This window comes from Paenibacillus praedii, assembly GCF_049725345.1.
Taxonomy (GTDB): domain Bacteria; phylum Bacillota; class Bacilli; order Paenibacillales; family Paenibacillaceae; genus Pristimantibacillus.
Genome location: NZ_JBMWAM010000023.1, coordinates 1 through 20,255, shown reverse-complemented (window position 1 = coordinate 20,255; position 20,255 = coordinate 1). Strand labels below are relative to the sequence as shown.

Genomic DNA, 20,255 nt, shown 5'->3' with positions numbered 1-20,255 from the left:
GGATCACTCCTGGCTTTGCATGGACCAGGCCTCAACATCCCATGTTTTAGTTACCCAATCCTCATAAAAGTCAGGCTCGTGGGATACGAGAACCACAGTACCCTTGTACGCTTGCAAGGCACGCTTTAATTCGGCTTTGGCCACAATGTCCAAGTGATTTGTCGGCTCATCGAATAAGATCCAATTGCTCTCGTGCATCATTAACTTGCAAAGACGTACTTTAGCTTGTTCACCGCCGCTCAATTGATTAAGCGAACGCGTTATATGCTCATTCTTCAAACCGCAGCGTGCTAGTGCGGCACGGACCTCATGCTGATTCATGAATGAAAACTCATTCCAAACATCGTCAAGCGGTGTCATGGTCGGCGCTTTAGCTTCCTGCTCGAAATAAGCTGGATTCAGATAATCGCCGAGGTATACGGTACCGTCAAGCGGCGGAATAACGCCAAGAATCGTTTTTAGCAGTGTTGATTTACCTACCCCATTACAGCCGACAATCGCAATTTTATCCCCGCGTTCGATAATCATGTTCATCTTCGGCAGGAGCGGCTTGTTGTATCCGATAACCATCCCCTCAGCTTCAAAGACGGTCTTGCCGCTTGTTCGAGATTCTTTGAAGTTGAACGTAGGTTTTGCCGCTTCGTCGGGACGATCGATGCGGTCGATGCGATCAAGCTGTTTCTCGCGGCTTTTCGCGCGTCCCGATGTGGAAGCCCGCGCTTTATTCCGTTGAATAAAGTCTTCCTGCTTCTTAATATACTCCTGCTGCTTCTCATACGCATCGATATGCTGCGCCTTATTCAAATCCGCCATTTCGAGGAACTTCTCATAATTAGCCGAATAACGGGTCAGCTTCGTAAATTCCAGATGATAAATAACGTCAACTACCTGGTTCATAAAACCCGTTTCATGCGATATGAGGACGAATGCGTAAGGATAATTTTTCAAATAATTGGTCAACCAGTTAATATGCTCCTCATCCAAATAGTTCGTTGGCTCATCGAGCAGCAGTACTGTAGGTTTCTCAAGCAATAGCTTAGCAAGAAGAACTTTCGTCCGCTGCCCCCCGCTAAGCGCCGTAACGTCACGATCGAGGCCTACAGCATTCAGGCCTAACCCGTTAGCCATCTCGTCTACCTTTACATCAATCAAATAGAAGTCGCCGATCTCCAGCTCTTCTTGAATTTCTCCCATACGAGTAAGCAGCAGATCAAGCGTATCGGGATCTGCAACTGCCATTTGCAGCGCGATCTCATTCAGCTCCTGCTCCATTACTAGCAGCGGTGCAAATGCATCCTTCAGCACGTCGCGTATCGTTTTGCCCGCTTCAAGCTTCGTGTGCTGATCCAAGTAGCCGTAACGAACGCGAGGCGTCCATTCTGCCTTTCCTTCATCCTTCAGCAGCTTTCCAGTCAAAATGTTCATCAGCGTCGATTTTCCTGTTCCGTTAGCGCCGACAAGACCAACATGTTCGCCTGCAAGCAAACGGAAGGATACGTTCTTAAACAGCACGCGATCGCCAAACGTATGTGATAAATTTTCTACGGTTAACAAACTCATTTTATAATTAGCTCCATTCATGCAACATCAATAATAATGACTCTCGGTTTTTCCCGATTTCGCCCGTACTATTGTACCATAAACTCCGCTAATTTGTGTCTAATTCCTCAAAAAGCAAGTTGACAAGAGGTTGTAATGCGCGGTCCAGCTGTTTTCTAATACGCGCATCACCCAAGCGCCCACGGCCATACCATTGACTGTTCAGAATGACTTCAGGCGCTAGATGAGGGATCGCAGTAAGTGGCTTCCCTGGGAACAGCCCCAGCCAATCGCTTCTGCCGCGAAAGCGAACATCCTTGTTTGCGATCCATATGACGGAGCCTTCTCTCTTACGGAGATCTTCGTTTAATCTTGCCAGTTTTTGAAGCTCTTCAAACTGTCATTTGTAAACCGATGGATCACCGACAACAAATACAAAGCGCGATTGCTGTAAAAGAGATTCCGCTCCCTTGTCTTGCCATTTTCCAGAGAGATCAATCAGATTGCAGCTGCTGCTCGATTGGCGCAGCATTTGTTCGAACTTGAACCTGTCTTGATCCGACGATAATCTGCGATCCGGAGCCAAGGGGTACCAGCTCACTAAATCATGTCCCGGTGTTATATGCAGATATCGTTCATCGAAGGCAAGACTGTCGAGAGTGCCCGCATGACTCGGCTGTTCTCGCTGCTCCAACAAAGCATGCCATTCCGGTCTCAGCTCACTATATTCGAAAGCGGATACCGTGACGTGATTAGCCCCTATTAAATAGGCTAGAGCAAACGTCAGGAAAGTAGCTCCCGCTCCTGGCGACAATGAAATAACACTAACCAGCAGCCGCTTCTCGCGATAGAGCTGAAATTGATAATGCATGCTCATTTCCAGACTATCTTCCTCATACCCTCTAACCATTTGAAACTCTAGTTGAGTAAGCTCATACTCTACTTCATCCATTGATTGGTAACGATCGGAAGGGTCTTGCTGCAGCATACGTTCAAGTATGGCTTTAAAACGATATGGAATATTTGATCTAAAGCCGCCAAAAGGGACTGTACGAATGCCGCCGACTTGATTGCGATTAAAAGTGACTCCGTCAGATGCTAAATAATAGAGTAAAGCTCCCAAGCCGTACACATCTGTTCTTGCATCGCTTTGGCTAAGTCCCTCTTGCTCAGGCGCAGCAAAGCCTAACGTGCCGAGCTGAACCGTATCATGGAGCTGATCCGACTTGTACTGCCTGGAAATGCCAAAATCAATAAGCTTCACATAACCTTTGTTGTCGATCATCACATTAGAGGGCTTCAAATCACGATGTACGATCGGCGGGCTCTGCTGATGCAAATAGCGTAAAGCCGAGCAGAGCTGTAGTCCAATATGAACGATTTGGCGGTAAGTAAAGCCGTTAAGCATCTCTTTCCTACAGGCCGCAATGGTCATACCATTGAAATAATCCATTACAAGTGCTTCACACCCTAATTCTTCTAACTTCAAATAATCGATCATATGCGGCAAATGCGGATGATTCAGCTTCATGAGCATGAACGCCTCATCGGAATAGCTGTCGAATGCGCCATCCTCCGCCCTCGTTACTTTCACCGCTCTTAGCATACCGTCAAGCTTTAAATCCTCGACTGCATAGACTACACCCATTCCCCCGCGGCCAATTATACCGACAATCCGATATCGGCCGTCAATCCGATCACCTCTCGCAAACGGCGAGAAGGAAATTTCTGAATTGCTCATTCAACCCTCTCCCTCTTCTGCACATACAAAAAGCACCCAGACACCGATTGCTGCTCTGCATGCGGTGTCAGGATGCTTTCCTGAATAATTATGATTATTGCTAATGTAGCATAGAGGTCTATTTCAGCACAACTCTAAACGATAAATAAGCAAACAAAAGAGTTAATATATCACGGAGCCATCCTCGCCAACTCATGTATTCTTTATTAAAAGATATATGACTATGAGCATAAAGAAAAGAGCGCCCTATGAAAAGGGCGCTCGCTTTATTTTTTCTGCAAATACAATGTAATTTCCTCTCGGTTATGGAACAACTGCTTCGCTTTAAGAAGCACGAATTCAGTTGAGAGTCTTGAAATCACGTCCCGGATGGTCTGAAGCGGCTTCTTGTGCATAAGCTTCACGGTTATGATCGCCGTCCCTCCCTTGCTGAGCGCCGGATCGAGATCAAGCACAAGCTTGCACATCAGCATCGGGCTCCAGCTCATATCACATACGAGCAGATCATAAGCGCCTGGCTGCAGCTTTACTTCCGACGCATTGCGTTTCATGTACGTTAACGTTGGATAAGCCATGAGTGATGGATGCAGGTCAGCCGGATCGATCGCGGTTACGCGCAAGCCTCTCTCGAGCAGCAGCGATGTCCAGCCTCCTGGCGCAGCGCCAATATCAAGCGCATGCTGAAATTTGGCATAATTTAAATGAAAGGCGCGTTCCGCTTCCAGAAGCTTAAACTTCGCGCGGGAAATCTGCCCCTCCTCACGCTGGAACCGAACAGCGCCGCCCGGCCAGTCGGACAGCATATCCGACGGCGTTCCAAAGCCTACATACAGCTGATTCACCGCTGCATAGATGGCAATAATCACCTCAGGCTCCTGCACGACAGGCTCAGCTCCGATCTCTTCCAACACGGCATCCAGCACAGCTTTTGTATCGGCGGCCGAGTAATGAAACTCCGATTTCGTGGTGCGTCTAATGTGGACGGCTGTTCGTTTATTTTCAAATAGAAGCACTGCATTCCTGACCATATTGGATAGCTGCTCTAAATCATTCGCATTGCCATTAATCTCGATCACCCGGTCTACCGGCTGTATATGCCTCAAAAATATAGGCTCCTGCTGACGAATCATCTGCAGCGTATCCTCGCGGCCATTCGCGCTGCTTATCATAAATACTTCTCCAGCAGCAAGCTGTGTAAACGCCGCACCTTCCACAAGGCGCCGCAGCTCCTCCATTGCATAAGAGGCATAACCCTGATTAGCCGTTCCGATCCATTGACTCACTTCTACATACCTCTTCCATTGTGAATTACACCCAACCCTTCAAAGGCTTCTACCAAACCTTCAAAGGCATTTCGACCCCTCCCAAACCCGCAATTGGAGTAACGTAGGATTTATTGAGACGGTTGTGATTTGTATTTGCTTAGTGCTCGCTTTTGTCCCTGCGGGACACGCTTTCTTTGGAAATCAATAAATAGTTTGTTATGTAATTTACTTTATTAAATCATTTTAGCTTTCGTTCGTTTCATTTAAACATTCGAGAGTCCAGCCCTAGGACCCTCCTTAGCAAAGGAGGGCTTTTGGATGGGTCGAAGCCTCTTTAAAGAATGGGGTTTCCCGCAATCTTATTGATTAGCTCATCCGGCATGGGACCGTTATGGAGCTTGACATGAGGGGGCATATTCGTTGAGAGCATATGGTACATTTGCATACGGCCCGCTACACTGGAAGTATGCAAGTAGATTTTCTCAGGATAGCGACCGGTTTCAACGATATGACGGACAACTTCGTAGCCCGTTGGCTGCGCCCAGCCAAGGTCAAAGTCCAATGATAATATGTCAACCGTCTCGAGATCAAGCAGCTGCTTGCACTCTTCGGCATTGCTTGCTAACACAAAGCCCTTTGGACATGCCCGAAAATCATCTAAATAAACATGAATCATGAATGAAGCCTCCATTCACCAATTAGATTCTAAATCTGCTTATTCATTGATCCTTTTGACATCCAGGACATACATAAGCTTTGCGGCTGGAAATATCGATTTTTCTTATATTTCCGCCACAACGCGAACAAGTTTGATCTTCACGCCCGTAAACAAGGAAATACTCTCGGTAGCCTCCCGTTAGTGAATCCCCTTCTTCAAAAGTTTGCACTCCTGCGCCGCCCTCTGAAATCGCTTTCTCTAACACACTATGCATCGCATCATACAATCGTTCCCATGTTTCGCTTTCGAATACAGGAATTTTCGCATCAGGACGCACAGCTGCAGCAAAGCAAATTTCATCCGAGTATACAGGACCAATACCCGATATTACATTTTGATCCATTAACGCGGACTTAATCGAACCTCGCTTCTTAGCAAATCGTTCAATGAAACGATCCAACGTCAATTTTTTATCAAGAGCATCCGGTCCGAGTGCTCTCAGCTGCTCCTCAATTTCCTTCACCTTCATTACCTGTATGTCATCGGCTCGAAGCCCAACTAGAAATAGAATCCGATCTTCAAAAAAGAGTTTAACTTGAGCAGCGCGACTTGTTTGATCTAATGCAGTGCCTTTGTACAAATAAGATTCTTTACCGAATTGAAGCACAAGTCTTCTCCCGTTATCCAAATGGAAAAGAAGATGCTTGCCACGGCGTTCAATGAACAATACCACCTTGCCTACAAGCTCGCTCAGCAGCTCCTTATTTTCTTGAAATGATTTCGTATTTACAACTTCAATACCGGTAATTTGAGCTCCGGCGAACTGCTCCGCTAATTGAGACCGATAAATATGAAGCTCTGGTAACTCCTGCATAAAAGCATTCTTCCTTCCTATAGTCCTTCGTTTAGTTTCTCCTATATCTCTCGTTGTCCAGAAATATACGAACGAAGTTCTTCTAAATCTTTGCATACCACATCCGGCTTACAGCCGGCTTGTTCCATATAGTCATCCATATTTTTCTCCGTTGTAAGTCCCGTAAGGACCAGCACAGTTCCACACCCGGCTTTTTTGCCAAAAGCGATGTCTGTCGCCATATTATCGCCAATTACCCATGTCTCATCTGCCGTAAGTCCGATGCTTTTTAAGGAATAGTCCATCAATACAGACGAAGGTTTGCCAATTAACACAGGCTCTTTCCCGCCTGCCGCGGTTAGCATAGCACCAATTGAACCTGCGCCCGGTATTAGTCCGTCTCCGGATGGCAGCAGTAAATCAGGATTGGTCAGCACATAAGTCGCTCCGCCATGAATGTATCGGACCGCCTTCGCCAAACGTTTATAAGTAAATGACCGGTCAATTCCTTGCACTACAAAATCAGGCTGCTCCTCCGTCAGAAGCAGACCCTTTTCCCGAACAGCATCTTTTAGCCCCGCCTCGCCGACCACGAATACTGATGCACCTGGTTGAATTCCAGCCATATGCTCAGCCGCAGCCTGCGCCGATGTACACACCTCTTCTGCTGCCGCAGCAATCCCCATCTTTAATAGACGCGCTGCCACTTCTCCAGGTGAAGCGGAAGAATTATTCGTGACAAAACGAAAGGGAAGTCCGATATCTCGTAAATAAGTAATGAGCTTGTCCGCTCCATTAATTCGATGTGTGCCATGATATAAGGTTCCGTCTAAATCTATTAGTAAACCGCGCATCTTAGGCAGTTTCTCCATCATTGCTGTCCCCCTGCGCTTCTTCTCTATTATGGTTAAGTGCTGCTGCACGATTGTAATTGCTTATCAGCCTTTCTGCGCAGCCGGCTTATACGATTGCGCAATGCGTCTAGCTCTGCTCGTTTCTTGGCATCCCTGCGAGCGAGCAACGAATGATTTGATGCGTGCTCGAATGCGAGATTAGCATGTCCAAGGGCTGAAGTGTAATCCTTCTGCTTATGCTCATAATACATGGCAAGCTCTATGCTAGCTTCTTGTGCTGCCGCTCCAAAATGAGAGGAGGATTGAATAATAGCCTTCTGCCACAATAACACAGCCCGTCCCCAATTTCCAGCCTTCTTGTCACGTGCCGCCAGCATTAGAAGCGTAGATGGACTAACCGCTTCGACGACCACAGCCCGTTCGAACAATAGCTCTGAAAGTGCTCCCTTGCCCATTTTCTCCAGCCACAGTCCGGTACGAACCATCTCCTCGGGCTGATCTGGCAGCGGAATATATTCGCTGATATCTCCATTTAATAGATGACCGAAACGGATCGCCAAGCACGCGAGTGACAGCATATCCTTTTCATTATGAAGAAATACGCCTGCAAGCGGAGCTGGGTTCCCATCCGCCAAAAACTGAAAATAAAGCTGCGGCGCCAGCGCCCCTGGTACATCGTCCTCGCGGTGGATGCCAAGTCTTTCCTCCTCGACATGGCTCAACTTGCAGGAGACAAGTGTATTTCTCCAAATGGAGCGTGCCGGATGAAGGAAATCGAGATGTTTCGGCTCCCAAATTTGACGACCGAGACCGTTCAGAATGAACCGGTTCTGCACAAGCGGCCAGTCGAAGGTTTTTCCGTTATAAGTGGCAAGATAAGTGAAGTCTTTTAGCTTTTCCGCCAAATAAACGAGCATCGCTCTTTCCTCAGCCGGATGTCTGATTAACGTCTGCTCCACAATGAATTGTTCATTGGACATATAAGCAATACCAATCATAAAAGGAACATTACCCGCTCCAACACCAAGGCCGGTAGTCTCAAGGTCAAGAAACAGCACCTGCTCAGCGGCAGCGGCCTCAGCGGCCGGATGGAATGCGGAAAAGCCTGCTGCTGCTGCATGAAGCTCATCGATTGCATGCAGCCCATGACGAAAGTTAGCCGGATACGTGATTTTCCGCAGCAGGAAGCTCCCGGCTTCACTTGAATGCAGCTTTACAGCAAATGTCTCCCATACGGGCGAAAGCCATTCCTCTTCTGCTGACGTTGGCAAATCGATCGCCGTTGCCGGCTTGTCCTTCTCCTCGTTGTCCCCGCGAAGCCGCTTCATCCGATCACGCAGACCGCTCATCGCATACCCCCTGCTTCGTTCAGAAGCTCCAGCGCTTGCTGCTTTCCGAGAAGTCCTACCTCTTCGATCGGACCTACGCATGCCGGACATCCGCTTAAGCAGGTGCAGGAGTGAATGAGTGATTTTGCTTGCCGGATAAGCTCATCATGAACCTCGAACAATCGTTCACTAAGTCCGATTCCGCCTGGATACCGGTCGTAGAAATAGATCGTTGGCTTTTGCGTATGAACGGCCTTTACCTGAGGCACGACTCTAATATCGAATGGGTCGCACATTAGATAAAGGGGAGCAATATGAACGAGCACATTTGCGATGCCCAGAAGAGCAAACTGCATTTCGTTTTTGCTTTTGCGGGCGGCCGCCTCCTCGCTGAACGAGAACCAATAGCCGCTCGTATGCAGCTCCTCCTCCGGCAAGTGAATCGGGCCGGAGCCGATATTTTCATGCGTGCGCAGCTTGATCTTTTTAAAAATCGTAGGCTTTGCGTTGACGGTAAGCTCGCCATATTGCCGCACGAGATCGCCTGACTCGCGTTCCTTATCCACATGCAGCACCTTTAGTTCAACAGCAAGGTTCGCATCGGTGTAGTAGTCAACGTTAACTTCGCGGACATAGGCTTTTTTCTCCGGATAATCCAGCTTCTCGACTTGATACTGCACGCCCTCATGAATATAGATCGCTTCCTCATGAATGAGGGTTGGCGCGCTGAATCGGTCAACCTCGCCCAGCACGCGGCTGCCGTTCGTATTATCAACAATAATGAAGTTCTCTTGTGCAGCGGTCCGCAGTGATATGTTGTGAGCTGGAAAGGATTGCTCCATCCAAAACCAGCGATTGCCCGCCTTATGAAGCACCTTCTCCTCCACAAGAAACTCCATCATATCCTCAAGTGATTCAGAGCCGAAACGCTCTCCCGCCTCGAATGGAAGCTCATAAGCAGCGCATTTAACGTGATCAATCAGCACAAGCAAATTATCGGGATGAATCAATGCCCTCTCCGGGGGCCGATTAAAGAAAAAATCCGGATTTTGAATCATGTATTGATCAAGCGGATTGCTGCTGGCTACCATAAACGTGACGGAGCTTTCCTGCCGTCTGCCCGCTCGGCCGGATTGCTGCCAGGTGCTCGCAATCGTACCGGGATAGCCGTTCAATACGCAGGCCTGCAGCTGCCCGATATCAATCCCAAGTTCCAGCGCATTGGTACTGACGACGCCGCGAATTTCTCCCGAACGCAGTCCGCGTTCAATCTCCCGGCGAAGCTTCGGCAAATATCCACCGCGGTAGCCGCGAATGGATTTATCGTTCAGTTTGTCGCGGATCAATTCCTGCAAATAAGTAAGCAGCAGCTCTACTCGAACGCGGCTTCGTGCGAACACAATCGTCTGTACGCCCTGGTTCAGAAGCAGGCCAGCCAGCTTACGCGTCTCAAGCACGCTGCTTCGCCGAATGCCAAGCTGCTTATTTACGACTGGCGGATTATAAAAAACAAAATGCTTCTCTCCCATTGGAGCTCCGTTGTTATCAACAAGCGTTACTTTCTCGCCAATCAACCGCTCAGCATGCTCCTTTGGATTATCGATTGTTGCGGAAGCGCATATAAATTGCGGATTCGAGCCGTAGAACCGACAAATTCGCTTTAGACGACGAATGACATTCGCCACGTGACTGCCGAATACGCCTCGATAAGCGTGCACCTCATCTATGACAATAAATTTAATATTTTCAAAAAGCTTTACCCATTTCGTATGATGCGGCAGAATCGCCGAATGAAGCATATCCGGGTTTGTCACCACAATATGTCCAGCGTTTCTGATCGCCGTTCTTACGGTCGGCGGCGTGTCGCCATCATAGGTGTGCGTTTTTATACCCGAGTCCATGAGATCAGCTAAAGCCTGCAGCTCTGCCACCTGATCCTGAGCCAGCGCCTTTGTCGGGAACAAATAGAGCGCTCTCCCTTCATCGTTCTCCAGCATCGACTGCATGACCGGCAAATTGTAGCACAGCGTCTTGCCAGAGGCAGTTGGTGTTACAGCAACGACATGATTTCCCTCGCGCGCAGCGCGGTATGCCTCTGCTTGATGCGTATATAATTCGCTAATGCCGCGGGAACGCAGCGCTTCCTTCCATGCATGATGCAATCCTTCAGGAAGCGGGGCGGATCTTGCCTCACGCGGGGGAATGGTTCGCCAGTGTGTCACATTGTCCATAATTTCTGTATTTTGCCGCACTTGCTCCAACCATTCCTCCAAGCCAGAGGTTCTACCCGTAAACCGGTTCATGACCGTACCACTCCCATCTTACCTATGCTGCTTTATATTTTACAGAATATATGTTCGGGCTGCAATTTTATTTTTAGGTAAAATGAGGCATGGCATAGATTTACAGCTGCTGTTTGCTTCGAGATATTAAACCTCTCCTAACCATTAGAGTACGATCGAAGTCGCAAGAGTGACAGCCTAAAGAGCGAGCACAATAAAATGAATATAGATGGTTAATGAAACGGTCATTTCATAGGAGAATAGGAGGAAGAAAACAAATTAATCCGAATATCTATGTTCTTGGATGAAGAAACTAACAGTCCCATAGAGGAAAATGTCACGAAAATGGGTAAACAGCTCAATAATAAAAAGCTTGGCAATAAGCCAAGCCTTTTAATATTTCCTTCTATTCTCTCTGTCCGTTTTACCGATTAATTTCGATCATCATGAAATCAACCGCAGCTGTTACTGCTTCAAAGCGTTCAGCAGCCTCAGCCTCCAAAGCGGCTAAATCCTCATTGCTGTATCGGCCGCTGAAATGCGTCATCACCAGCCGCTTAGCTCCGGCTGCATTGGCAGCCTCCGCAGCCTCGATCGTCGTGCTGTGGCCAAACTCATGCGCTTTTTCCTCCAGCCCTGATGCAAAGGTAGCCTCATGTACGAGCAAATCAGCATCCTTTGCAAGCCTCACCGCATTATCGCAAGGCTTTGTATCACCGAGAACCGTCACAATTCTGCCTTTACGAATCTCACCAGTCACATCCTCTGAGCGAATCAATCTGCCATCTGGCAATGTAACGGACTGACCCTGCTTCAGCTTGCCGTACAACGGTCCTGGCTTTATGCCAAGCTCCTCTAGCTTATCAACAAGAAGCTTGCCCGGCTGATCATGCTCAGTAATTCGATAGCCATAGCTAGGTACGCGGTGCTCCAAAGCCCCTGCCTCTATCATAAAATATCCATCATCCATCAGGATGCCTCCATCAACCGCTATCTCATGAATGAGCAGATCATAATCGAGCATGGTACCACTGATCGCGAACACCGTCTCAATATATTGCTTCAAACCCTTCGGACCATAAAGCTGAACAGGCGTCACTCCCCCATCGAAGGAACGGCTACTCAGCAAGCCGGGAAGCCCGTAGATATGATCTCCATGCAGATGGGTAATAAATACGGCCTCCAGCTTGCTTAGCTTGAGCGGCGTTCGCATTAACTGATGCTGAGTCGCTTCTCCTGCATCGAATAACCACCAGCCGGCGCATGGCTCAGGATGCGTAAGCGCTATCGCAGTCACATTTCGATGCTTGGCAGGCCTGCCTGCCCCTGTGCCCAAAAACCATATATTCATCGTTTCGTCCACCTCGTCTCTAGCATCCGCAGCGCTATCGTCTTTTATGAAACGAAGAGCCCTCTCTTGCTCGTTAATCCGAACGTTTGAGGGCTCCAAGTCATGACTATTTATCGTTTATACTTTCTCGACGTTAAAATACTGCGCCTCTGGATGCGCGAACACCATAGCGGATACCGAAGCCTCTGGTTCCATCATAAAGCCTTCCGTCAGCTCGACGCCAATATCCTCTGGCTTCATGAGATCGAATAAAGGCTCCTGATCCTCCAAATTTGGACAAGCCGGATAACCAAATGATACCCGAATCCCTTGATAACGCGCGCCTAGGCGCTGCTTCATTGTCATTTCAGCCGGATCGGGATAACCGCAAACGTCACGCATCATATGATGAACACGCTCGGCAAGTCCTTCCGCTACCTCTAACGCAACGGATTGGAGCGCGTGTGAACGCAAGTAGTCCCCGCTATCCTTCCACTTGTTCGCAAGATCACGTATACCATGACCTGCCGTTACAACTAGGAAGCCGACATAATCCATGACCCCGCTCTCGACGGACTTCAGGAAATCTGCTAAGCACAGATAGGGTTCAACATGCTGACGAGGGAAAGTAAATCGCTTGATCTCCTGCGTCGGATCTTCTGGATTGTAAATAATCACATCGTTGCCGGATGACTGGGCAGGAAAGAAACGATACATACCGTGCGCGCGAAGATAGCCTTCTGCACTGCCCTCTTGGAGAATGTCATCTACAGTTTGTTTTAGATGCACAGCTTTCTCATTACCTTCTTTAAGCAGGTTGTCGACATTTCCCTTCAGTCCGAGGTGATGACCAAGCAGCATCTGCGGATTAACATAAGGAATGATATGCGGGATCGGCACATCGCGCAACACATGACGCTCGAGATCGGGCGGCGAGAATACAGGCGCATCCGGTGAAATATTCGAACGAACGGCACGGGTTAATTGCGGCAAAGGCTTCTTCTCTTCCTCTTCCGCTCCGCCCGACGCTTTGTATGCCTCCATTTCATCTTCCATACGTGTTCGGTGATTTGGATCCATCAGCTTGTTCGCGATATCCAGTCCATCCATGGCGTCCTTGGCATAGAGCACAAGTCCATCATATTCTGGACCAATTCTTGTTTTCGTAAACTTACGCGTAAGCGCGGCTCCGCCTACGAGTATTGGTGCGTCGATACCTGCTGTCTTCAAATCCTGCGCGGTAATAACCATCTGCTGCGCAGATTTAACGAGCAAGCCGGACAGACCGATCGCATCCACCTTCTCCTTGCGGTAGGCTTCAATCAGTTGCTCAGGCGGTACTTTTATGCCGAGATTAATAATTTTATAGCCATTGTTCGATAAAATAATTTCCACGAGATTTTTACCGATGTCATGAACATCGCCTTTGACCGTCGCCAAAATGATTTTACCCTTTACCGAGGATTCATTTTTCTCCATGAATTGCTCTAAATAGTTTACAGAAGCCTTCATGACCTCCGCGCTTTGCAGCACTTCGGCTACAATAAGCTCGTTATTGTTGAATAATCGTCCAACCTCTTCCATGCCGCGCATGAGAGGGCCGTTGATAACATCCATCGCTGAATATTTTTTAAGCGCCTCATCCAGATCAGGAATCAGCCCTTCCTTCGTCCCTTCAATCACGTAAGAGCCAAGACGCTCTTCCAAAGAAAGATTCGAGATTTTCTCTTTCTTCTCGACCTTCTTGTTCCGGAAAGCAGCAACGAACGCTGCAAGCGTATCATCAGTCGTATTGTATATAAGCTCTTCGGCCAGTTTGCGCTCTTCCTCAGGAATAGACGCATAACGCTCAAGCTTCTCCGTATTGACAATCGCATAGTCAAGGCCTGCCTTGGTGGCATGGTAAAGGTAGACTGAATTCAGCACCTCTCGTCCTGCATCGGGCAAACCAAAGGAAATATTGCTGAGTCCGAGAATTGTTTTTGCCAGCGGGAACTTTTCCTTGATCATCCGTATGCCTTCGAGCGTCTCCACAGCCGAGCCGATATATTGCGGATCGCCGGAGCCGACCGGGAACATGTTCGGATCAAAGATAATATCCTCCGGATTCATACCGTACTTATTAACAAGCAGATCGTACGAGCGTTCTGCTACTTCCATCTTCGCTTCGCGCGTAACGGCTTGACCGCGCTCATCAATCAGGATCATAACGACTGCGGCGCCATAACGATGAATGAGCGGCAATATTTTTTCAAACTTCGATTCGCCGTCCTCCAAGTTAATGGAGTTAATAATAGCTTTACCCTGCGAATATTTCAAACCGAGCTCAATAATATGATCATAGGTAGAATCGAGCATGAGCGGTGCTTTTATTTTCTTTACGACTTGAGGCAAAAACTGATGCACGGCATATTCTTCATCAATATCCGTGTCCTGCAAGTTGATGTCGATAACATGCGCTCCGCCTTTAACCTGCGCTCTCGCAATTTCCGAAGCTTCATCAAACTTCTCTTCCTTGAGAAGACGCTTGAACTTTCGCGAGCCCGAAATATTGGTCCGTTCCCCGATCATAATTGGACGATTTTCTGGCTCAATATAGACGGTCTCAATACCTGACACCGCATTTGGGTGATCGCCAAGCTTCGTCCGCGGCTCATAAGTAGCCATCGTTTCCGCCATGACACGAATATGCTCAGGCGTTGTACCACAGCAGCCCCCGGCTATATTAAGCCAGCCCTGTTCTGCGAATGCTGCCATCTTCTTCGCGAGCGATTCCGGCGATTCATGATAGTGTCCGTTCTCATCCGGCAAACCTGCATTCGGGTAGCAGCTGATTGCCGCCTTGGAAATTTCACTGAGCGATCGGATATGGTCACGCATAAATTCCGGTCCAGTAGCACAGTTAAGCCCAATTGAAATCGGCTTCAAATGCTCAAGCGAAATATAGAAGGATTCTATCGTTTGGCCTGCAAGCGTCGTGCCCATCGGCTCAATTGTACCAGATATCATAATCGGCAGCTCGCGGCCAAGCGTATCGAATGCGTTCCGAATACCAATGCTGCCTGCCTTTACGTTAAGCGTATCCTGCGACGTCTCTAAGAGCAGCACATCTACGCCTGCTTCAACTAATGCAAGAGCTTGTTCATAGTAGCTGTCCACTAGCTCGTCGAACGTCACGCCGCCTGTTACAGATAATGTTTTTGTCGTTGGTCCAAGAGCACCGGCCACATATCGCGGTTTATCAGTCGTACTGTATTTATCACAGGCAGCACGGGCAAGCTTAACAGCTGCAAGGTTAATTTCTCTTGCTTTTTCCGGAATATCATAATCGGCAAGCACAACACTGGTTGCACCGAATGTGTTCGTCTCCAAAATATCCGCGCCAGCCTCAAGGTATTGCTCATGTATCGATTGAATAACGTCAGGACGAGTCAGAACAAGCATTTCGTTACAGCCGTCCAGCTCAGGTCCGCCAAAATCATTTTCATTTAAGTCTGCTTGCTGAATCATCGTACCCATCGCGCCGTCCAGAATGAGTATACGTTGCTGCAGCATTTCTTGTATGCTCGGTTTCGACAAATTACTACACCCTTCCCCCAAAATCATTAACCAATAGTTTATCAGAATACCCTTGTAGTGAAAAGGACCATCCATCGACAATCAATTTATTTTGATTTATAATAATTATATCATTTAATCTCTATAGGAAAAGAGGGAATGTTCATGGCTGAAATAAGAATTCGCAGTACTGAGGAACGGATTCAAGGTGAAGAGAATGTCCGTGCATTTCTAGAGAAGCAAGAGGTACTCTACGAGCACTGGGATCCAAAAAAATTAGAAGAAGGCCTACAAGAGAAGTTTGTTCTTTCTGATGAAGACAAACAGAAAATATTAGCGACCTACGACGAAGAAATTCGTGATCTTGCTGAGCGTCGCGGCTATAAAACATGGGATATCATCGCTTTGTCCGACAGTACGCCTAATCTAGATGAGCTGCTTAAAAAGTTCGAGAACGTCCACACGCACACTGAGGATGAGGTTCGCGCCATTACAGCCGGCAAAGGCATTTTCATTATCAAAGGCACGGACGATGTCGGCTATTTCGACGTAGAGCTTGAGGCTGGCGATGTCATCTCCGTACCGGAATACAAACCGCATTTCTTTACTTTAATGGATAACCGTCAAATCGTGGCAGTTCGTCTATTTATCGAAACCGAAGGATGGATCGCACATCCTTTTGCAGATGAATCCTTCGCTTCGAAAAAAGCATAATTCTTTTATAAACACAATGCAAACCCCTCGCTATCAGCAAATGCTGTATGCGAGGGGTTTGCTGCTTCTACTATTCTATTAATCCTACAGAAGCTTCAGCAGCTCCTCCAAATGCTTGATCTCGTGCGTAGGCACAATCTCATCATTCCGGGTCATACCATGCCGATTAATCCAAACCGAGGTCATACCAATTGTATTCGCTCCGAGAATATCTGTGGTCAGCTTGTCCCCTACCATAATGCCATGATCGGGCTCGATACCAAGACGCTCAAGCGCATGCTTGAAGATCGTTGCGGCAGGCTTTCCTTCACCGAACTCGCCAGAAATAATAATGTGGTCAAAATAAGGCGCCAGCTCCGGTACGCCGGCAAGCTTTTCTCTTTGCAAATCAGGCGATCCATTGGTTAAGAGCAGTAGTTTGAACTTGCCCTTTAGAGCATTCAGAACGCGGAAGGTCTCCTCGTACACGATTGGACGCGCGCGTCTCTCAGCAGGAAACTGCTCGGCCAGCTTAGCCCCCAGCGCTTCATCATCAACACCTAACGCCTTCAGACCTTGTGTCCATGCAGACTTACGGTAGCCGGGAGCAAGGCTCTCAAGCTTGCGGAACTCTTCCTGCTCACCTTCGCGGAATGGAGCCCACAAGCCTTCAAAAGGGTTAATTCCGATCATTTTCGTAAACGGGAAAGTCTCATACGATTCATAGAGTGCTCTAGCCTCGCGACGAACAGACTCCTCCAGCGCATCAGGGTCAACGCCCGTAGCCGCCGCCGCTGCTTGACAGGTTGCTTCAAATGCTTCCTTTACACTGCGATCATCCCATAACAGTGTATCATCCAGATCAAATAATACCGCTTGTTTAGCCATTATCGTTCGAAATCTCCTGCCTATTTATTTTTTTTGATCAAACGCAATGCCGTTAGCCTGTGCAAATGACTTTAGCTTCTCACCAATTTCTTCTGTCGGAAAACGGTTCGTCAGCTTCGAGAAGATCCAGTTAGCCCCTTTTTGCTGTTGAATAACGACATGCCCAGGCTGTACGATTATCCCTTTAATAGCCGATGCCGACAATCGCTTGTCGCCAGTCATTCGGCGAGTTTGAACATAGTCTTTGCCAATTGTAATGTAAGGTCTGCGAAAGAAAAACAGCGCCGCAAGCAAAAAATAGCATGCGACCGTTACCCAGAACATCGTATCCATCGTAAATTCAGGGGAGCTTTGCATAAGCATAATATACATCACAATAAACAAAATAAGCAGAATCGGAGCGATGAAATTGCGTCCTAAAATTTTCTCTGATTTCTCTGCATTTAAAACAACCTGACCATTGCCTTGCTTCTTGCGCTGCTTATTCACAACGTTCATATTTTTGCGCACTTTGCGCTCCCAGGACCTTGACAAGCTGACATTCCTCCTAATTATTAATCGCTATTCGAACGTTCTGCGGAACTTATCGATAAATCGATTCGGATAATCCTCAGGCAAAGCACTAATTTCATTCAACCGGCTCCATACCTCTTCAGGAAGCTCCCAGCCGAGAGCGCCGATGTTATCCTCGAATTGCTCCAGACTGCTGGCCCCAAAAATAGGCGATGTAATTCCTTCGCGCTGCATTAACCATCTAAGCGCTACTTGTGCAGGCGTTTTGCCAAGCTCCGCCGCTGCTTCAAGCAACGCATCCAGTATAACAAAATTTTTATCCAGCGCGCGATTGATCCAAGAACTCTCGCCTGCTTTAGAAGTAAGCCGTCCTTCTGTTGGCTCATTACGATTGTAACGTCCAGTTAAGAATCCTCCCCCGAGCGGCGCCCAAGGAATAACGCCAACCTTTTCCTCTAAGCAAAGCGACATCATCTCCCGGTCCATCTGCCTGCTGACTAAGCTGTACTGCGGCTGAATCGATACAAAGCGCACATAACGGCTTGCGTCGCTGTAAGCCAGTGACTTCATCAGCTGCCATGCTTTGAAATTCGAGCACCCTATGTAACGGACCTTGCCGGAGGACACTAGGTCATCGAGCGTGCGCAAGGTTTCCTCAATCGGTGTAGCCTGATCCCAGACATGCACCTGGTACAAATCAATGTAATCCGTTTGGAGACGCTTTAAACTAGCATCCACAGCATCCATAATATGCTTACGGGATAAGCCTACGCCGTTAATATTGCTGGAGGTAGTCATCCGGACCTTGGTGGCAAGGATGACATCCGAACGTTTACTCTTCATAGCCTTGCCGACGATTTCTTCCGAACGACCGCTAACATAAACGTTTGCCGTATCGAGAAAATTACCGCCTAGATCGATAAACCTGTTGATCATTGCAATGGAGTCCACTTCACTTGTTGTATTGCCGAAGGTCATTGTGCCCAAACATAATTCTGATACGGCGAGGCCGCTCTTGCCTAATAGATTATATTTCATCTAATCACCCTTTCGAGGATAATAAATGAGTTCACTATTGCGCGGGTTAATGTTTAACTTGCTCGTCGCCGTCAACTATCGTAATGTTGTCTAATTGTTGACGAAAATTACTTTTGAAATTGTTTAAGTATTTCTTCCGCAGCTCGTCTCTTTCGGTTAATTCCGCATCGGTTAAGCCTACCGATTTATTTTTACGAGATAGCTCGTTAATACGCTCAATTAATTTATCGAATTCCATAATTGTATTCCACCCCTCTCATGATGACAAAAGCTCTACTCTCTACTTTTACATTTCAAGGGCGGAGTTGTCAAGAAAACGCATGGTCAAACTAGCGACATAAGTAAATAAGCTCTCATGAACAGGAAGCTTTATGCGCTTCAAATGTTCAGAGAGCTATGTTCGATGATAACAACATTGATAGGATGAACTTTGACGTTCTTATATAGAAGGAATAATCAATTTCTGTCCTGGCTTTAGATCAGCCGTTTCCAAACCATTGCGTTCTTGAATCATATAAATCACATATCTGAGGTCGTCGCTGCCGCTTCCGTACTTCTTAGCAATAGACCAAAGTGTATCGCCTGCATGAACAGCAACAACCTGTTCTTGTGCAGAAGCAGGCAGTGGCAGTGGAGTCGAAGCCTCTGTACCCATCATCAGAAAGCTTGTGAACAAGAGCACGAATACGATTAAACTTACTATTATCTTAGCAGCATGACGTCTCATTACCCGCTCTGCAAGTCGACTAAGCTTCTTTGCGCTGTTCACTTGCGGTTTATGGATGGTTCTATAAAAACTTGGACTGGTTATCATATATCAACACCCCAAACGTTTGTTCTGTTTTCAGAATACACGAACAAGCGTTTGGTGTCAACTGAAAATGCGAACTTTTGTGCTTAAGAACTTATGTTTGTACGAACTCCGGTTCTATGTTATAATTTTCTACAAATCTATTAATGGAGTGATCGCATTGTCGAAGATTTCTAACCGGCAGCATTCGATTCTTGAATTTATTAAGAATGAGGTCCGGGAGAAAGGCTATCCGCCCTCCGTTCGAGAAATCGGCGAAGCAGTTGGATTATTATCAAGCTCAACCGTTCACGGACATTTGGACCGGCTGGAGAAGAAGGGCCTTATCCGTCGTGATCCAACCAAGCCTCGTGCAATTGAAATATTAGATCAAGAGGGCGTAGACGGCATTATCACGCCAGCTGTAGCGAACGTGCCCATTGTCGGTAAGGTTACAGCCGGCATTCCGATTACAGCAACGGAGAACATTGAGGAGTACTTCCCTCTTCCCACCCACTTTGTCGGAGACAACAGCGTATTTATGCTGAACGTCTCGGGTGACAGCATGATTGAAGCAGGTATTCATGACGGAGACTATGTAATCGTTCGACAGCAGCAGACCGCTAATAACGGAGAGATTGTTGTTGCTATGACCGAGGATGATGAAGCAACGATTAAGACGTTCTACAAGGAGAAAAATCACATTCGCTTGCAGCCGGAGAACTCCACCATGCAGCCGATTTTACTTCCGAATGTTACCATCTTAGGTAAAGTCATCGGATTATTCCGTGATATCCATTAATTTGAACGGCTATAGCATCATACATAAGAAGAGGCTGAACGGATCGTGAACTGCACCCCGTCAAGTAGACAGTACAAAAAATAAAAAACAGTTATGCGGCCTTAGTCCTGAATTCCATTGGAC

Annotated in this window: 17 protein-coding genes; 2 read left to right on the top strand and 15 right to left on the bottom strand. The window is 47.4% G+C overall.

Annotated features, from left to right (window positions below; translation table 11 throughout):
• Nucleotides 1–3 precede the first annotated feature (3 nt).
• From ACO9K6_RS17730 to metH, 10 genes are all read right to left on the bottom strand, one after another.
• Nucleotides 4–1,560, bottom strand: coding sequence for an ABC-F family ATP-binding cassette domain-containing protein (locus tag ACO9K6_RS17730; RefSeq protein WP_424768883.1), 1,557 nt, complete (start codon nucleotides 1,558–1,560; stop codon nucleotides 4–6).
• A gap of 379 nt (nucleotides 1,561–1,939) precedes the next feature.
• Nucleotides 1,940–3,280 carry a serine/threonine-protein kinase gene (locus ACO9K6_RS17725; RefSeq protein ID WP_424768882.1) on the bottom strand — a complete coding sequence of 447 codons (1,341 nt, stop codon included), beginning with the start codon at nucleotides 3,278–3,280 and terminating at the stop codon, nucleotides 1,940–1,942.
• Nucleotides 3,281–3,546: 266 nt separating this feature from the next.
• Nucleotides 3,547–4,563, bottom strand: a complete 1,017-nt coding sequence (locus tag ACO9K6_RS17720) for an SAM-dependent methyltransferase (RefSeq protein ID WP_424768881.1) — start codon at nucleotides 4,561–4,563, stop codon at nucleotides 3,547–3,549.
• Nucleotides 4,564–4,879: 316 nt separating this feature from the next.
• Nucleotides 4,880–5,221: a cyclic-phosphate processing receiver domain-containing protein gene (locus tag ACO9K6_RS17715; RefSeq protein ID WP_424768880.1), complete on the bottom strand. Its 342-nt coding sequence runs from the start codon at nucleotides 5,219–5,221 to the stop codon at nucleotides 4,880–4,882.
• A gap of 43 nt (nucleotides 5,222–5,264) precedes the next feature.
• Nucleotides 5,265–6,077 carry an Fpg/Nei family DNA glycosylase gene (locus tag ACO9K6_RS17710; protein WP_424768879.1) on the bottom strand — a complete coding sequence of 271 codons (813 nt, stop codon included), beginning with the start codon at nucleotides 6,075–6,077 and terminating at the stop codon, nucleotides 5,265–5,267.
• Nucleotides 6,078–6,118: 41 nt separating this feature from the next.
• Nucleotides 6,119–6,931, bottom strand: a complete 813-nt coding sequence (locus ACO9K6_RS17705; protein WP_424768878.1) for a TIGR01457 family HAD-type hydrolase — start codon at nucleotides 6,929–6,931, stop codon at nucleotides 6,119–6,121.
• A gap of 32 nt (nucleotides 6,932–6,963) precedes the next feature.
• Complete coding sequence (locus tag ACO9K6_RS17700; RefSeq protein WP_424768877.1) at nucleotides 6,964–8,259, bottom strand: ribonuclease H-like domain-containing protein; 1,296 nt, start codon at nucleotides 8,257–8,259, stop codon at nucleotides 6,964–6,966.
• The gene (locus ACO9K6_RS17695; protein WP_424768876.1) at nucleotides 8,256–10,541 is read right to left on the bottom strand and encodes a DEAD/DEAH box helicase; all 2,286 of its coding nucleotides are present in this window, start codon (nucleotides 10,539–10,541) and stop codon (nucleotides 8,256–8,258) included. The genes ACO9K6_RS17700 and ACO9K6_RS17695 overlap by 4 nt, the downstream gene beginning before the upstream one ends.
• 403 nt (nucleotides 10,542–10,944) lie before the next feature.
• Nucleotides 10,945–11,871, bottom strand: coding sequence for a ribonuclease Z (rnz, locus tag ACO9K6_RS17690; protein ID WP_424768875.1), 927 nt, complete (start codon nucleotides 11,869–11,871; stop codon nucleotides 10,945–10,947).
• A gap of 117 nt (nucleotides 11,872–11,988) precedes the next feature.
• Nucleotides 11,989–15,429, bottom strand: a complete 3,441-nt coding sequence (metH, locus tag ACO9K6_RS17685) for a methionine synthase (protein WP_424768874.1) — start codon at nucleotides 15,427–15,429, stop codon at nucleotides 11,989–11,991.
• Between the two features lie 144 nt (nucleotides 15,430–15,573).
• Between metH and ACO9K6_RS17680 the strand changes: the two genes are divergently transcribed.
• Entirely contained in the window at nucleotides 15,574–16,122 is a 549-nt protein-coding gene (locus tag ACO9K6_RS17680; protein ID WP_424768873.1) for a 1,2-dihydroxy-3-keto-5-methylthiopentene dioxygenase, read from the top strand.
• An 84-nt stretch (nucleotides 16,123–16,206) separates the two neighbouring features.
• Here ACO9K6_RS17680 and ACO9K6_RS17675 read toward each other — a convergent pair whose 3' ends face one another.
• From ACO9K6_RS17675 to ACO9K6_RS17655, 5 genes are all read right to left on the bottom strand, one after another.
• Nucleotides 16,207–16,989: an HAD family hydrolase gene (locus tag ACO9K6_RS17675; RefSeq protein ID WP_424768872.1), complete on the bottom strand. Its 783-nt coding sequence runs from the start codon at nucleotides 16,987–16,989 to the stop codon at nucleotides 16,207–16,209.
• A gap of 24 nt (nucleotides 16,990–17,013) precedes the next feature.
• On the bottom strand, nucleotides 17,014–17,523 hold the full coding sequence (locus ACO9K6_RS17670; RefSeq protein WP_424768871.1) for a hypothetical protein: 510 nt from the start codon (nucleotides 17,521–17,523) through the stop codon (nucleotides 17,014–17,016).
• Between the two features lie 27 nt (nucleotides 17,524–17,550).
• The gene (locus ACO9K6_RS17665) at nucleotides 17,551–18,540 is read right to left on the bottom strand and encodes an aldo/keto reductase (RefSeq protein ID WP_424768870.1); all 990 of its coding nucleotides are present in this window, start codon (nucleotides 18,538–18,540) and stop codon (nucleotides 17,551–17,553) included.
• A 46-nt stretch (nucleotides 18,541–18,586) separates the two neighbouring features.
• Complete coding sequence (locus tag ACO9K6_RS17660; protein ID WP_424768869.1) at nucleotides 18,587–18,778, bottom strand: DUF896 domain-containing protein; 192 nt, start codon at nucleotides 18,776–18,778, stop codon at nucleotides 18,587–18,589.
• A gap of 201 nt (nucleotides 18,779–18,979) precedes the next feature.
• Entirely contained in the window at nucleotides 18,980–19,354 is a 375-nt protein-coding gene (locus tag ACO9K6_RS17655) for a LysM peptidoglycan-binding domain-containing protein (protein WP_424768868.1), read from the bottom strand.
• Between the two features lie 157 nt (nucleotides 19,355–19,511).
• On the opposite strand from ACO9K6_RS17655, the gene lexA reads away from it, so the two are divergent.
• Nucleotides 19,512–20,132, top strand: a complete 621-nt coding sequence (lexA, locus tag ACO9K6_RS17650) for a transcriptional repressor LexA (protein ID WP_424768867.1) — start codon at nucleotides 19,512–19,514, stop codon at nucleotides 20,130–20,132.
• Nucleotides 20,133–20,255: the final 123 nt, after the last annotated feature.

Excerpts from the sequence above, each read along its gene's own strand:
- rnz (WP_424768875.1), bottom strand. The coding sequence starts at position 11,871 with ATGAATATATGGTTTTTGGGCACAGGGGCAGGCAGGCCTGCCAAGCAT.
- ACO9K6_RS17695 (WP_424768876.1), bottom strand. The coding sequence starts at position 10,541 with ATGAACCGGTTTACGGGTAGAACCTCTGGCTTGGAGGAATGGTTGGAG.
- ACO9K6_RS17660 (WP_424768869.1), bottom strand. The coding sequence starts at position 18,778 with ATGGAATTCGATAAATTAATTGAGCGTATTAACGAGCTATCTCGTAAA.
- ACO9K6_RS17730 (WP_424768883.1), bottom strand. The coding sequence starts at position 1,560 with ATGAGTTTGTTAACCGTAGAAAATTTATCACATACGTTTGGCGATCGC.
- ACO9K6_RS17710 (WP_424768879.1), bottom strand. The coding sequence starts at position 6,077 with ATGCAGGAGTTACCAGAGCTTCATATTTATCGGTCTCAATTAGCGGAG.
- ACO9K6_RS17680 (WP_424768873.1), top strand. The coding sequence starts at position 15,574 with ATGGCTGAAATAAGAATTCGCAGTACTGAGGAACGGATTCAAGGTGAA.
- ACO9K6_RS17675 (WP_424768872.1), bottom strand. The coding sequence starts at position 16,989 with ATGGCTAAACAAGCGGTATTATTTGATCTGGATGATACACTGTTATGG.
- ACO9K6_RS17715 (WP_424768880.1), bottom strand. The coding sequence starts at position 5,221 with ATGATTCATGTTTATTTAGATGATTTTCGGGCATGTCCAAAGGGCTTT.
- ACO9K6_RS17665 (WP_424768870.1), bottom strand. The coding sequence starts at position 18,540 with ATGAAATATAATCTATTAGGCAAGAGCGGCCTCGCCGTATCAGAATTA.
- ACO9K6_RS17700 (WP_424768877.1), bottom strand. The coding sequence starts at position 8,259 with ATGAGCGGTCTGCGTGATCGGATGAAGCGGCTTCGCGGGGACAACGAG.
- ACO9K6_RS17705 (WP_424768878.1), bottom strand. The coding sequence starts at position 6,931 with ATGATGGAGAAACTGCCTAAGATGCGCGGTTTACTAATAGATTTAGAC.
- ACO9K6_RS17725 (WP_424768882.1), bottom strand. The coding sequence starts at position 3,280 with ATGAGCAATTCAGAAATTTCCTTCTCGCCGTTTGCGAGAGGTGATCGG.
- ACO9K6_RS17655 (WP_424768868.1), bottom strand. The coding sequence starts at position 19,354 with ATGATAACCAGTCCAAGTTTTTATAGAACCATCCATAAACCGCAAGTG.